The sequence below is a fragment of the bacterium genome (assembly GCA_009926305.1).
Classification (GTDB): Bacteria; Bdellovibrionota_C; UBA2361; order UBA2361; family RFPC01; genus RFPC01.
Window position 1 is genome coordinate 1 of sequence record RFPC01000062.1, and the last position, 14,400, is coordinate 14,400.

Annotated in this window: 13 protein-coding genes; 9 read left to right on the forward strand and 4 right to left on the reverse strand. The window is 47.1% G+C overall.

The window, feature by feature from the left end; genetic code table 11:
- Positions 1–209 precede the first annotated feature (209 nt).
- The 3 genes from EBR25_09870 to EBR25_09880 are packed head-to-tail and all read right to left on the reverse strand — an operon-like array spanning position 210 to position 3,173.
- Positions 210–818 carry a hypothetical protein gene (locus tag EBR25_09870; GenBank protein ID NBW41288.1) on the reverse strand — a complete coding sequence of 203 codons (609 nt, stop codon included), beginning with the start codon at positions 816–818 and terminating at the stop codon, positions 210–212.
- A complete protein-coding gene (locus tag EBR25_09875) occupies positions 811–1,686 on the reverse strand; it encodes a hypothetical protein (protein ID NBW41289.1) in 876 nt (291 codons plus the stop codon). The genes EBR25_09870 and EBR25_09875 overlap by 8 nt, the downstream gene beginning before the upstream one ends.
- Entirely contained in the window at positions 1,674–3,173 is a 1,500-nt protein-coding gene (locus EBR25_09880) for a hypothetical protein (GenBank protein NBW41290.1), read from the reverse strand. Before EBR25_09880 ends, EBR25_09875 begins: the two co-directional genes overlap by 13 nt.
- Before the next feature lie 460 nt (positions 3,174–3,633).
- Between EBR25_09880 and EBR25_09885 the strand changes: the two genes are divergently transcribed.
- On the forward strand, positions 3,634–4,695 hold the full coding sequence (locus EBR25_09885) for an HlyC/CorC family transporter (protein NBW41291.1): 1,062 nt from the start codon (positions 3,634–3,636) through the stop codon (positions 4,693–4,695).
- A gap of 85 nt (positions 4,696–4,780) precedes the next feature.
- Positions 4,781–5,842, forward strand: coding sequence for an SDR family oxidoreductase (locus tag EBR25_09890; GenBank protein ID NBW41292.1), 1,062 nt, complete (start codon positions 4,781–4,783; stop codon positions 5,840–5,842).
- A gap of 28 nt (positions 5,843–5,870) precedes the next feature.
- Here the strand turns inward: EBR25_09890 and EBR25_09895 are convergent, their stop codons facing one another.
- Positions 5,871–6,530, reverse strand: a complete 660-nt coding sequence (locus tag EBR25_09895; protein ID NBW41293.1) for a dephospho-CoA kinase — start codon at positions 6,528–6,530, stop codon at positions 5,871–5,873.
- 150 nt (positions 6,531–6,680) lie between these two features.
- Here EBR25_09895 and EBR25_09900 point away from each other — a divergent pair, with 150 nt between their 5' ends.
- The 7 genes from EBR25_09900 to EBR25_09930 all read left to right on the forward strand — a co-directional run.
- Positions 6,681–7,283, forward strand: a complete 603-nt coding sequence (locus EBR25_09900) for a hypothetical protein (GenBank protein NBW41294.1) — start codon at positions 6,681–6,683, stop codon at positions 7,281–7,283.
- A complete protein-coding gene (locus tag EBR25_09905) occupies positions 7,234–8,514 on the forward strand; it encodes a pyridoxal phosphate-dependent aminotransferase (GenBank protein NBW41295.1) in 1,281 nt (426 codons plus the stop codon). Before EBR25_09900 ends, EBR25_09905 begins: the two co-directional genes overlap by 50 nt.
- A gap of 19 nt (positions 8,515–8,533) precedes the next feature.
- The gene (locus EBR25_09910; protein NBW41296.1) at positions 8,534–9,715 is read left to right on the forward strand and encodes a tetratricopeptide repeat protein; all 1,182 of its coding nucleotides are present in this window, start codon (positions 8,534–8,536) and stop codon (positions 9,713–9,715) included.
- Positions 9,716–10,070: 355 nt separating this feature from the next.
- Positions 10,071–11,333, forward strand: a complete 1,263-nt coding sequence (locus EBR25_09915; protein NBW41297.1) for a hypothetical protein — start codon at positions 10,071–10,073, stop codon at positions 11,331–11,333.
- A 166-nt stretch (positions 11,334–11,499) separates the two neighbouring features.
- The gene (lysS, locus tag EBR25_09920; protein NBW41298.1) at positions 11,500–12,972 is read left to right on the forward strand and encodes a lysine--tRNA ligase; all 1,473 of its coding nucleotides are present in this window, start codon (positions 11,500–11,502) and stop codon (positions 12,970–12,972) included.
- Positions 12,973–14,247 carry an ABC transporter permease gene (locus tag EBR25_09925; protein NBW41299.1) on the forward strand — a complete coding sequence of 425 codons (1,275 nt, stop codon included), beginning with the start codon at positions 12,973–12,975 and terminating at the stop codon, positions 14,245–14,247. It abuts the gene before it with no gap.
- Positions 14,248–14,252: 5 nt separating this feature from the next.
- Positions 14,253–14,400: ATP-binding cassette domain-containing protein (locus EBR25_09930; GenBank protein ID NBW41300.1), on the forward strand; the 148-nt coding region annotated here is incomplete at its 3' end.

The window sequence follows — 14,400 nt, forward strand, 5'->3', positions numbered from 1 at the left end:
AACAAAAAAAAGATGATGAAACGAGAATACTTCACCGAATTAAGCCTCTGAATACACATGTTATCGTTGCCCCCTCGTTCGATACCTCACACAGATACCTCGAACAACTGCAATACGGCAACAGTCCCCTTTATCGATGATCACAATGCATTAGGCAAGCACCCTGTTGTATTTCGGTGGGTCCTCTATTGGATAAGGGGGAGACGCGGTTATTGACCGATATCCCTGGGGCATTTTTCGCCAATTACAATCGACGTGCTATCGTTGCTACAGCGAAGTGAGGCTTCCTCACCAGCTACTAATTCTCGAGCAATTCTATCTCTCATGAGATCAAAGAGAACAGGATCAGTTTCTCGATGGATCGAGAGAATCGAAATAGCCTCCTCTTTACGCTCTCTATCTGCTAACCAATTTGCTATAAGCCTAAAGCGATCCGATATCAGTGCCACAGCCACTTCCTCTAACTGTGCCTGCTCATACTCGTGAAGGGCTTCTGTAACCTTGCCTTGCTTTAAGAGAATATCCCCAATAATGAGCAGGTAAAAAGAAGGATTTTCCCACTCTGCTCTCTCTTCGTCTTCACACCTCTCTTGAATGTGCTGTCGATAGGCAGAGATGGCTTCTCCATACTTCCCTTGTCTTTCAAGGCTCTCTGCCGATTTCAAGTGTTTAGAGTATGTACCTGAGGTTCCAGGTATCAAAACAGAGCACCCAAACAGTGCTGTGATAATGACGGTAGAAGTCACGAAAACGACGAGGAGAAACGCGGTCAGTCGAGCTTTTTTTACCAACGGAATTCTCTCCCTCGTGCTAGGCATGCGCCAGTAGCTCCATGTACTCAGACGATGATAGCCTTTTCCCATCGGGAAGAGTTCTCCAACGCTTATGAAACCAGACCCACTGTTCTGGATACCGTTGAATAATATTCTCCAAGCGAGAATTGTAAGTATCGATGATTGCTTGGGTCTCTCTCTCTTCTTTCACTTCTTCAATCTCTATGATGTAGCGCCCACTTTCAAGACGATAATTGAAGGCGGTAACGATTCGCGCATTATAGCGTAGGGCAAGATCTATCATTGAGGATGGAGTGGTAACATAATGCCCAAAAAACTGAGAGTCTTGTCCGTGGACCCGCGTGTCTTGATCGATCAGAGCTGCTACTACTTTTCCATTCTTCATCTCTTGAATCAGCTGACGCTGGCCACTAAGCCCGCCACGCCAGATCGTACGAATTCCGAGCTGAGAACGACTTTCTTCGATAAACTGCTGCAGTCCAGCATGACGAATCTCTCGCCCCACAGTAACAATTTCAAAGCCGATTTCCGCAATATACGCCGCCATCAATTCCCAGTTGCCGAAGTGTGCAGTAAGTGCCAAAACCGGTTTACGATCCTCCGACAATTCACGTACCAAATCGGCAGAATCGGAATAAATATCACAAACACCAGACTGAAGTGCAGGATGGAGATTCAGACTCTCAGCAGCTAACCGACCGATATGAGAGAATACCCCCCGTGCTATAGATCTCGGATGAGGTACGCCCAAAAACTTTCGAATCTGTCCTCGCGCAACACGCTGTTCCCGAAGAGGCAAAAAGCCAAAAATAGAACCCAAGAGAGCTCCTAGAGCGGAACGCCAACGGTAGGGGAATCTGCTAATGAGTCGGAGAAGTATCACTCTTCGAATTCACCATGTTGATCTTGAATTTGATCCTGAAGTGATAAGAAGAGGGCATCCCGCGCACTTCGAGGAGTAACCATGCCTGCAATCGCACCATCTTCGACCGCAAAAAATGGCGCGCAAAGCTTGGGGCTAAAGAACGCTTCCAGGCTCATATGTGAGTCCACTAAGGACAGTGTATCATCAAGAAGAGTTGCAAGAGATTCCGATGATGTATACGCATGCTGAGTCCTCATTAAATCTTTTCGCGAGATCATCCCCTTTAGCTGATTTTGCGATAAAACTGGAAAGTACTCCTGGTCGGTATGAACGCACTTTCTCTGTGCGCTTGAGATCGTTTCTCCATGATGAAAAACAACAAGATTCTCGATCGGAATCGCAGCATTCGATATGGGCGTTTGCTGAGAGAGCTTGGATAACGTGGTAAGATGCGTCCACCATAATTTGCGGGCGACAATCAACAATCCAAAAATTAACAAAATAGAAAAAGGTGGGAGATCTTCAAAAATCATAATTTGAGATGCAGTTGGCAGCATTACAAACAACGTGCAAAAAACTCCAATTGGAAAAATGAAAGCCCGTATCCCAAAAGGAAGCACACCCCCAATTCGATGAGGAGGAAGGAATGGTGCCACAACGAGCATTGCGGCAATAAACCACAGAATCTGAGTCAGAAGAAAGTCTTCAGCAAAGTGTTGAGGAAGAGCGCTATAATGCAGGAAGCCAACACAAAGAAGACTCATCAAACTTGCCCCGATGACACGAATCGGGGCTCGCAATATAACGGAAAACTCCCGAGCGAACTCTTCGCTGGTCGCAATCAGGGTCTCAGATGGAGAACTTCCTTTGCTTCGAGATTCCTCTACCTGCTGTCTTAACTGCCGTGCTGACTCTTGAAGAATCTCTGGAGAATCTCCATGCAGATATACCCCATCCGATGTCTCGAATATTTCAGGCACGTGAAAAATAGGACGTTCGCGGATAATGAGTCCAGGGTCTGTCACCCCGAGGAGTGAGATGACGAGCGATTCCGCCTCTGAACGTGCAAAGCGCCCCGCTACGATGTGACCGAGTACTTGCGCTGCATACAGTAGTATGACCAGCCCGATGTAGGAAAATGAGATACTGATGCTCTCAAACCGTATTGCTGAAAACACCGAGAGGATCCCAAGCGCCGCCAGAAGACAAGGGGAAACCGTAAGAACTACATTTGCATGATGTAAAAACGCAAGAGAACCATGATGCAGCGCTCTCCCAAAAAAATGGTGAGTCTCACCTGTGACATCACTCTGAATATCGGCAAAGGGTTTGTCCGCCGAAATTGCCTCAGTTTCGGAAGGCTCTGTGTTGGAAGGCTCTGTGTTGGAAGGCTCTGTCTTCGTATCCTCCGAGTCGGTATCTGGCAGAGTGAAGAGTGTTCGAGAGGGCTTGGCGTTCATCGCCCGCAATAAAGATACAAAAGCCCTCGGTGGCTCGATTCTCAGTGTCTCCACCCTTTTTTGACCTAAGGTGGTACTCGTACGACTCATCAGCAAGTCCTAATCGCAATCGTTAATAAGTATGGATAGAGGACTACTCGCAGCAGCGTTGCCGACTCTTAACCCTCATCTGCGTTACACTTCACCCCGTGTTCATACCGCTCATAGACTATACAGGCAAAGCACCTCATAAAGCGAATTCAAAACCTTACGAGAAGCCTCAGCCTTACGAGAAGCCTCAGTGAAGCTTCCATACGTGCCTTCTGCAGGAGCAAAAACTCTAATGCAAATGAACTTAATATATAACGAGCCTTCTCAAGGGGTTAGCCCTCTTCGGGCACCACCGCCACCATTACGCTCAGATAGAACCCTCAATCTCCTCCAAAACACGGCTTTTCGGAGACCAGGGTCTAGTGTAGCCGTATTCTTGAGCTATACAAGTACCCCCCGAGTCCTGTAAACTAGCGTGACACCAATGGATCCAACAATTTTTCTCGTCTTCGCTGTCCTGCTGACCATATCGGTCTCCGCCTTCTGCTCTGTGATGGAAGCCTCACTCTATGCTGTGCCCCTCTCATACGTCAAAACACTCGAAGAGCAGGGAGTGCGAGCAGGGAAAATTCTCAGTCGGTTCAAGACCGATATCGGAAGGCCGATAACGGCTATTCTGATTCTGAACACCGTTGCAAATACAGGTGGTGCGTCTCTTGCTGGGTGGGCTGGTGGCGCTGTTTTATCTGAAACAGGTGCCATTGTCTTCTCAGTTCTCTTTGTTGTGGGAATACTTTACTTCAGCGAGATTATTCCGAAGACCATCGGTGTTACCTACGCACGGCAGATGAGTCGCGTATTCGCCGTGCCACTGGATTTTCTTGTTCGGATAATGGCACCATTAATATCTCTTTCACAATTCATCAACCGTCGACTACAGGGGGACGACGCTACTGTCCGCGTATCCGAAGAAGAGGTGAGGGCGCTTGCCACGATTGGAGCCGAAGAAGGGTCTTTAGAGCGATTTGAAGGCTCAATTATCACCAATGTGCTGGCGCTCGATGACCTGCTTGTTCGAGATATCCTTACTCCAAGGGTTGTTGTCTTTCGTCTCGATGAAACGATGCGCGTGGAAGATGTCCGTCAGGAGATTGATGAATGGAATTTTTCACGCGTCCCGCTGTATCAAGAGGAAAAACCTGATGATCTTCATGCTTACGTAACTCAGCGTGATATTTATCGTGAACTCCTCGCTGGAAATAATGATATAACCCTCAGTTCAATTTCTCGTCCCTTGGAAACCGTCCCTGAACTGTTGCGGGTGGATACACTGCTGTTGAGAATGTTCGAGAAGAAAGAGCACATACTTGCTGTAGTGGATGAACATGGAAGTCTCGCAGGAATTGTGACATTAGAGGACATTATTGAAGAGATCGTAGGTCGTGAAATAGTTGATGAATATGATTCTGTGAGTGACCTGCGTACATTCGCACGAGTGCTGAGTTTCATGAAATCTCGGCGTAGGAAAGAGCCCTTCAATAAATAATTTCGTGACATTTTCTGGTTTTGAAAACCCGAGCGAAACTCGGTTCTAGGAAGCTGAAGAATATTAAGGAAAAGCTGTGTTACGCATACCACATCTTGATCAATCATACACTTGGCTGGTAACGGGGGGAGCTGGATTTATTGGCTCTCACCTCGTTGAAAACCTCTTGCGCTTAGATCAGCGAGTACGGGTTCTTGATAATTTTTCTACCGGCAAAAGGGAGAACCTCGACGAAGCCTGTTCTCTCGTTTCTCCAGACCAAAGCAAGGAGCTAGAGCTCGTAGTAGGCGATATTCAAGATGAATCCCTCCTTCATAGTGCCATTGCGGACGTTGACTATGTTCTTCATCAAGCGGCGCTTGGATCCGTGCCGCGCTCATTTCATTCGCCGCTCGCGACAAACTCATCGAACGTAACAGGATTTTTAACGCTGCTTGAAGCAGCTCGTCAGGAGTCCGAGAAAAATGGTCGGATCAAGAGCTTTGTATACGCTTCCTCCAGTGCCGTTTATGGTGATCATCCAGCCTTACCAAAGAGTGAGGGTGTAATTGGAAATGCTCTATCGCCTTATGCTGCGTCAAAGCGTGCGGATGAACTCTATGCCCAAGCGTTCAGCTCAGTAATTCGTTTTCCAATCACTGGATTACGCTACTTCAATGTTTTTGGCCCTCGACAAGATCCTGAGGGAGCTTATGCTGCAGTCATTCCGCGATGGACCAGTTCTCTGATTCATGGTCAAGAGTGCGTGATTAATGGTGATGGCGAGACTTCACGAGACTTTTGCTTTGTGTCCAACGTTGTTCTTGCTAACCTCCTCTCAGCCTTAAGCCACCGGCATCCTGAAACGCAACAGCATGCAAGCAAAACTCCAGCCGTATATAACGTCGCAGCCGGTGCTCGAACCGACCTTCTTCAGCTCTATTCAGAGATTAAAGATGCTGTTGAGCAGCTTACAGGCACTTCTCTTGATTTGGCTCCACGACATGCAGAGTTCAGAGCAGGCGACGTAAGGCATTCGTTAGCAGACATTTCAAAGATTCAGAGCGAACTCGGCTTTCGTGTCCAAACTCACTTGAAAGAGGGAATCGAGCAAACGGTGAAGTGGTTTTATTCGTCATCTTTACCGCAGGACCCAAGCGCGACCTAAACCAAACCCGCCAAACTCTTACCGTTCTCTAATCTGTCTCGAAACAATTTTCATGAAACTGCTGTACATGAGATTCGAGCTCGGACATGGTGCCCGAATTGTCAATTACATAGTCAGCACGCACTTTCTTTTCCTCTATGTCCATCTGTGCAGCGATGCGTTGTCTCGCCTCTACACTCGTAAGGTCACTTCGAGCCAAGAGTCGTTCCAGGGAAAGCGATTCAGGCGTGTAAACCACGATGACTTTTGAAATCTCTGGATAGTCCATCGTAGACTCGAAAAAGAGCGGAATCTCATATACGAGAGGAACCCCAGGAGATTCTTTGCATTTGACCTCAATCTCATGCTTGGCCTGCTCTCGAATAAAAGGATGAAGTATTGACTCAAGATGTTTCCGCGCTGTGGGATTCTCAAAAACGTGCCTTCCCAGCTTTTCCCGATCCAGAGACCCATCAGATTTCACAAACGCTTCTCCAAACTCCTCTTCAATCATCTGGAGACCTCGCGAGCCTGGCTCGACGACTTTTCTAGCAAGAACATCAGCACTCAGGGTCAACCAGCCCTTTTCAGCTAACTTCTTCAGCACGGTCGATTTACCACAGGCAATGCCTCCCGTGAGGGCGAAGATACGTCTTGTGACGGAGGTTGTGGGGAAATTAGCACTATTAGACAAAAATTCTTCCTTCAATTATGCCTTTGTTTACCGCCGAGGTTGTTTGTATACCGAATTCACCTCTATAATTATGCTGTTTTGAAGAGCTGCAGCAAGGGAAGACCTTACTAAGTCGCAGACCAAGCCGCCTACGTGTTTATAACAAGATTACAGGGGAGCAAGATAGTGGCTGAAAGTGAAGATACGATGGAGAAGGAAATTAAATCCTCAGGTGATGCAGAGGCCCAGCTCAAGATTTCAGATGCGAGTGATATCCATGCTACCCGCGATGAAGCAGTTGTTGAGCAACTGACCAGAGCAAAAGCAGAGGGAAGTCTGGAAGAAGAGGAAGATGAAGAGATTGATTCAGCACTGGCTGAACTCCGTGCATCAGATACCGATGAAGACGAAGATGAAGACGAAGATGAAGATGAAGACGAAACCTCTGACGATGCTCGTTACTTTAGAAGGGTCATTGACAAACTGAATGGAAAAAAATCTGATCAGTTCAAGAGACTACAAAATCTCTTAAGGGGTAAAATTATTCTCAATGTACTTGACTGTGAAGAAGGATACCTTTTTTCTTTTGAGCGCGAAAAGCTATCGGTCAAACACTGGGAAAAGACTCCTCCTTCAAATGCAAGTTGTACTATAGAACTCACTGAGCGATATCTTGAGCAAATCCTGCGAGGTCGGCTCAACCCACAAATTGCCATGCTATCGCATAAGGTTCATGTAAGTGGAGAATCATCTCAAGCAGTATACTTTTTTAATCTGTTTTCTCGATAACAATCCACAAGTTTCCAAAGCAGGGGGAGCGATATTGAATGCTCAGGTGGCAGATGAAGGCATGAATGCCGGCAGCAGAGCGCTTTCTAACATGAGAGCTTGGTGCACTGTGGCTCAAGAATCTGGCAACACCCTGTTTGATCTCTCGATGATCAATCCGGACCTTTCGCCCGCCCGAGAGATGCTAGACAGATTCATCGAGGCATCACTAAAGCCGAATTCTCATAAGTATACTACGGCACGAGGACTCAAGAAGCTTCGGGAGGCTTTTGCCGATAAGTATCTCGATAGTTTTCATGTAGAACTTCGTCCAGAGTTAGAAGTATGTGTAACGCTGGGAACCAAGGATGCAACACTCCAGGTTCTGTCGATTGCCCGGCAAGAGGGGAGAACCTTACTGCTTCCAACCCCCACCTATCCAGCAATGCTTTCAGCTGCGGATCTGATTGGTGACTATGATGTACAGTTTTATCAAGCGGAAAACGTTAATCAACTGAGCAGCTCTCTGGAAAACGCATTTAGAGAGAATCCTGGGGGCATCGCACTTCTTAATCTACCAGGCAATCCGATTGGCCTCTGTCCTTCCGAGAGGGAACTACACCTTATCGTGCAGGCAGCTCGCAGGTATGGGTATCTCCTACTGAATGACTTTGTTTACGGTGAAATGGGCTTCGAGGCCTCACCTACCAGTCTTCTCAAGTGCTGCAATGGAGATTATCAGGGAATTCTCGAGGTCTATAGCATGTCAAAGGCCTATGCGATTCCAGGATGGAGGGTCGCTGGACTGGTTGGCTGTCAGGAGGTAATTCAGAAAGTGGCTCTTCGAAAGTCCGATACAGACTATGGAACTTTCATACCTATCCAAGTAGGTGCAACCGCTGGTCTGCGGGCATCGGCTTCCTTTTTGTCCGACTCAGTATCACGATATGCCGAAAGGGCAGAGCTGGTCAGTAGCAAACTTCTCTCCTTTGGCTGTTCGATTCAGCCCCCAGAGGCAGGGGCGTCAGTGTGGGCAAGACTCCCAGAATCATACAGTGGAAATGCGGAGAAATTTGTCAAACAACTCATCCTTGAGCAGGGGGTAGTGATACTCCCAGGGATTGTATTCGGAGATTCATATAGCAGCTATTTCCGAATATCTCTCGTTCAACCGCAACTCGTTCTCTCAGAATGTCTGGATCGGATTGGTGCAATATTAAAGAGTTCAGAGCAAGAGTGTATTGATAGTTAGTTCAGAGAGGAGATAAAAAATGGTCTATCAAGCCAAACCGATTCTGTCTGCTGCTACAAAGCATCTCTCGGCTATATTCACAGAAAAAGCATATTGGTCACTACTGTTCGTGGGAATCGCACCTTTGACTCTATTCTCTTCGGTACTTGTGAACGCCGAAGGACCATGCCGCCGCGCGGTAAAGCTCGTACAACGAATTGAGCAATCGGAGGGTCGTCTCGGCACTGCGGAACGCGACCTTTACAAAGAAGCCATAGAGTTATGTCCTGAAATGCCTGAAATCAGGTATAACTTTGCGCAGTACTTGTCAGCCCAGGATGAGCATGATCAAGCTCAAGAAGAATTTCGAAAAGCGATAGAAATTGAAAACAAAGTAGAGTTTCTTCTTGGCTTAGCGCGGAGCTTACTCACCGAAAATAAAAATTCAGAAGCCAAGCTTCAGTATGAGAAGGTGATAGAAAAAGATAAGCTGAACCCTTCAGCACTCCAAGGTCTTGCCATAATTTCGGAACGTACGGGAGATCGCGACCGAGCAATATCTCAGTTTTCCAAAGCAATTGCGGTTGAGCCGAAAAGTGCTGAACCACATTTCAATCTTGGAGTTCTCTACGAGAAAAAAGGGATGAATGATGAAGCTTTGTTTATGTACCAAAAAGCCATCTCGTTGAGTAACGAGAAACACCTTGATGCCTTATTTCGAGCAGGACTCTTATACCTCAATCAGAGCAAATCTCTCGCAGCTATTAAAAACCTTGAACGTGCCGCACATCTTGATTCCGAAGATTCAAGGTATCCCCGGGCTCTCGGAGTGGCCTATCAGCGAGCGGGAAAACTTCAAAAGGCAGAGTTGGCCTTTCGTAAAGCTCTCGCACTCGACGTTTCAGACCGAGTGACAAAAGTAAACCTAGCAAAAGTACTCCTTCAAACGAATAAACCAGCTAAAATCATTGAACTTTATGAAGATACTGTTGTCGATATCGATAAAACACCACTCTCATCAGATGAGCTCTATGTAAAGGCAATTGCTCAATGGAAAGTCGGTAATCCAACTGCAGCAGAACAATTGCTTATGACCGCTCATAACACGAACCCCTCAAACCTCGAAGTAATCGAAGCTTTAATTTCGCTATTCTCAGAGCTAGGAAAGAGGGAGCAGCGAGAGCACTTCGAAACTTTATCTCTAAAGCTCAGCACCGAATAAATTGAAGGAGACCTGTCTGATCACTTGCTAAGAATGCTCTTAATCTTGCCAATCAACCAAGGTTCGGTTTTCGGGAAAAAAAATAGTCTGTATTCTGTGACGGTTAATCACTTTAACTCATTTGTAATTCTGACAGGTACAATTACCCTCTGGTGAGGTGGATAGTGCTCTTCTATAGTTCCCCCCACAGCGCCTTGGCGGCGTCGTAGTAGTGTCAGGATGCGCTTGCTTCTGGGAATAGCAAAGGCCGAAGAGTCTTTGGTACTTCACGGTATTTATTTGTTACTTCATTTATTTGTTACTTCAGGAAGCTGGTTTTTCTGTGTTTTAAAATGTTGATTGCTAGGATTTTGTTATGAGCACAGCACACCGTGGTCAGTTAGCCTTAAAAGTTGTTGAGCGCCCAAGTTATTATGAGGGCCAGCTCTCCATCAGCCCAAAGGGTGATGTCTCAGAAACAGAGAACATAGGCAGGGGAGTATCTCTGTCTGGCGAATCTGGAATCGAAAACTTGGGGATAGAGGAACCCTCTGCTCATTCTCTTCACTCACTCTCTCCACTTCCGTTCGAAATCAACCCGAGAGTAGCCTCATTAGCACTTTCTTCGCTTTCTCGTAGGGGGGATACCATCCTTGACCCCTTTTGTAGCTCTGGTGTGGTGGGGCTTGAGGCTGGTCTGACAGAAAGAACCTACCTGTTGAATGATTTGGATCCTGTTGCCCTGACCATCGCGTTAGCTCGGATACACCCGTGTGATATCACTGAGGTGGCATTGTGGCTCCAGATGTCGCCCTTAAATGCCCCCGCCTCCTTGGAAGGCTTCGATAGACTATTCTCCGCATTCTATGAGCCGGGCACCTTTCGAGAAATATCGGCGCTCCGTAGACAACTCATGAACAAGTCAGACCGACTGAGCTCTTTTCTCAGAGGCTTAGCTCTTGGTTTACTTCACAGTCGAGGTGGCGGGGGATTTTCAGTCTATTCCCCTTCGGAGAAAGCACTATCACCAGCAAAGCAAATCGAACTCAATGATAAGCGCAATCAAGTGCCAGACTACAGAGCTGTAGCACCAAGGCTGCTTCGAAAGTCTGCAATGGTACTTCAAGAAGGTATCCCTTCAGTTCTGTTTAAGCCGGAGCATCGCTCAAAAATTACGCAATGCGATCCAAGAGAGCTCTCTCACATTCGAACGGGTTCCGTTGACCTTATCCTCACGAATCCTCCAATTCCTCGGCATCGATCGGTTGGCGACGGGAATTGGCTCAAACTCTGGTTTCTCGGTATGAAGCGTTCACCGAGCCCCGCTGTAGACTTCACGAATCCAGCCTCTTGGCATATTAAGATGAATGAGGTGCTCCTTGAAGGCGCCCGGGTCTGTCGTACTGGCGGAAGAGCTGCATTTTTCTGCGATCGGAGCTTCTCACATATTGAAGACGGAGGCGGCACAAAAGAACGAATCCTGAAGCTTGCTCAAGATGAGCTCTCTTTCTATTGGGAACCCGAGTGTTTTCTATCAATTCCAGAAAAGAAGGTCTCGATCACAAAAAAGAAAAGAGGGGGAAGTACGCTACGATTTCGCTCCGACCCTGAGGGCGTCCTCGTATTAAGAAGAAAATAGGAGAGGACTCAACGCCTCTCTATACTGGCTCTCCGCATACTGGTTCTTTCCAAACAGGGCAATTTCTCTTAACTTGTGGAGTACTGATGGTGTTCACCATGCTCTTTGTGGGTCAAACTCGGTCGGTATTGGAGAAGAGAATAAAGGGTTAGGGATAGAGGAGACTATGGGGACCCGTTCAGAACAAGAACTCGTTCGCCTTGAAAAGCTGCGTGCCCTCCGTGAAGACGGATTCATTTATCCCAACGATACGAAACCCACTGCCTCCTCGTCAGAACTCGCCCAAGGCTCATATATGGAAGGGGAAGAAGGCCCTCGATTCACCATTTGTGGTCGAATTGTTCAGATGCGACAAATGGGGAAAGCCTCCTTTTGCCATCTGCTAGACTCCGAGGGGAAGATTCAAACCTACATTCGTAAGGATGATATAGGAGAGGCAGAGTACTCGCGCTTCAAAAACTATGATGTAGGGGACATCATAGAGGTCTCTGGATTTCTTTTTACAACAAGAACCGGGGAGAAGACGCTACATGCCGAGACTGTTCGTCTGCTTTCAAAGTGCTTAATTCCCCTCCCAGAAAAGTGGCATGGCCTTACCGACGTCGAAGCCCGCTATCGTCATCGCTACGTAGACCTCATTGCAAATCCAGAGGTGAGAGAAGTATTCCGAAAGCGTGCGCAAATTATTCGCCTGGTGCGCCACTTCCTAGATCGTCATGATTACCTCGAAGTTGAAACACCGACTCTTACGTACTCATCCACTGGTGCAGAGGCTCGTCCCTTTAATACTCACTATAATGCTCTGAATGCAGATATGCGTCTTCGTGTTGCGCTTGAGTTGCCTCTTAAGAAACTCGTAGTGGGAGGGCTGGAGCGAGTCTATGAAATTAGCAAAGTATTCCGAAATGAAGGCTTATCCAAGAAACACAATCCTGAGTTTACGATGCTTGAGTTTTACGGCTCATATCTTACCTTTGAAGATCAACTTCAATTTGTTGAAGAAATGGTGTGTGAACTCGTTCAAGAGATGAATGGCAACCTCGATCTCCCATATGGCGACCACCAGATCTCCTTCCAACGACCATGGAAGATAATCTCAATGACCGAATCGCTCTATGAGTATGCTGATGTGCCAAGAAGTGAGGATATAGAAAATCTTGATGTCCTCCATCAGATTGCAGCAAACCGTCAAGTCGAACTCCCAGAACCGGAGGACTGGGGTCGATGTCTTGAAGAGCTATGGGGGGAGCTTGTCGAACCGAAGCTTATCAATCCAACATTCATCACCCATCATCCGTTCTCAATCTCTCCTCTTGCGAGGAAAACTCCAGGGCATCCATCAGTCGTGGATCGTTTTGAATTGATTATATCTGGCATGGAAATCAGCAATGCATTCTCGGAGCTCAATGACCCCCTTGATCAAAGAGAACGGTTTGAGGCACAAGCTGCAAGAAGGGCTGCAGGAAAGGAGGATGCAAACGATATAGATCATGATTTCCTTAGGGCGCTTGAGTATGGCATGCCTCCAACGGGAGGAGTAGGTATCGGAATTGACCGGCTCATTATGTTACTCACGAATAGCCCCACGATTAGAGACGTCCTTCTCTTTCCACAGTTACGACCTTTAGAGGAGGAATAAGTGGGATTTGTTCGAAAGGTTGCTATTCGCTACTTAAGCACGAAGCGCTCAGAGGCCTTCATCTCTATCCTTACCCTCATCTCAACCATCGCGCTTGCCATTGGGGTCTCGGTTCTCATTGTCGTAATGTCAATCATGAATGGCTTCGAGTTTGAGTTAAAAAATAAGTTACTGGGTGCTAATGCGCATGTCACCATACGTGCAGTCAATGGAACCTTGTACCGCTGGCAGGAGCTGAGCGAGGCAACGAGTCGTGTCCCTGGGATACAGTCAGTTTCTCCCTTCACCTATCATCAAGCCTTGCTGCAGCTCGCGAATCGCTCGTCAGGGGTGCTTATTCGTGGAATTCAAGAGTCTGATGCCTCAGGAGAGGAATTACGAAGCAAACTCGTTACGCAGAGAGAGCGAACAACGAGCTTATTCGAATATCAGCAACGGGCATCGCAAGAAGAGCGGGTAGATACAGAAGAGACCGTACTACCAGGTCTGGTAATTGGTCGAGAACTAGCAGAGAGCTATGGAATCAACACAGGAGACACCGTAACACTTCTCTCGCCGCAGGTTCAGTCTAGTCCATTTGGGCTGATGCCTCGCTTTCGTCGATTCATGATTACAGGGATTTATTCATCCGGACTTGTTGAGTACGAAAGCAGTCTTGTCTATGCCGACTTGTCAGTCGTGCAACAATTTTTCAGGATGGGCAATAGTATCCAAGGTCTTGAAGTCAGGCTGTTAGACCTCGATAGAGCTCCCGAGATAACTCCGCTGATTACTGATGCCCTATCAGCCCAACAACAAGGACTTTATGTTCAGCCCTGGACTGAGACGCACAAAAATCTCTGGGAAGCGCTAAGGCTCGAAAGGAGCGCTTACTTTACTGTTTTAATGCTTCTTGTCGTTATGGCGAGCTTCTCAATTGTTTCAACCCTCGTTATGCTCGTGCTAGAAAAGAGAAAAGACATTGCTGTCCTGAGAACCCTTGGGGCGACTCATCGAGAAGTCGGTGCCATTTTTCGAATTGCGGGAATGACGATAGGAGTCATTGGCACTGGACTCGGATTAATTCTCGGCTATGTAATGAGTGTAGGACTTCAAAAATTTGGATTCCCTCTCCCTGAGAAAATTTTCCCAGTAGCAACCCTTCCCATACGGATGGATATGAGTGCTTTCGTTATCACTGGCGTTAGCGCTCTCATTATTTGTTTCCTGGCGACGCTTTATCCGGTGCGAAGAGCATCACACCTAAAACCAAGTGAACTCCTGAGGTATGAATAAGCATAATGCGAGTCGAATTAGCGAGTGTAACAAAGGAATATGGGACGAAAGAGAATGGATTATGCATTCTCTCGAATGTGAGTGCATGCTTCGAAGAGGGATACAGTTACGCGATTTGTGGGCCCTCTGGAATTGGGAAGTCAACTCTTCTGC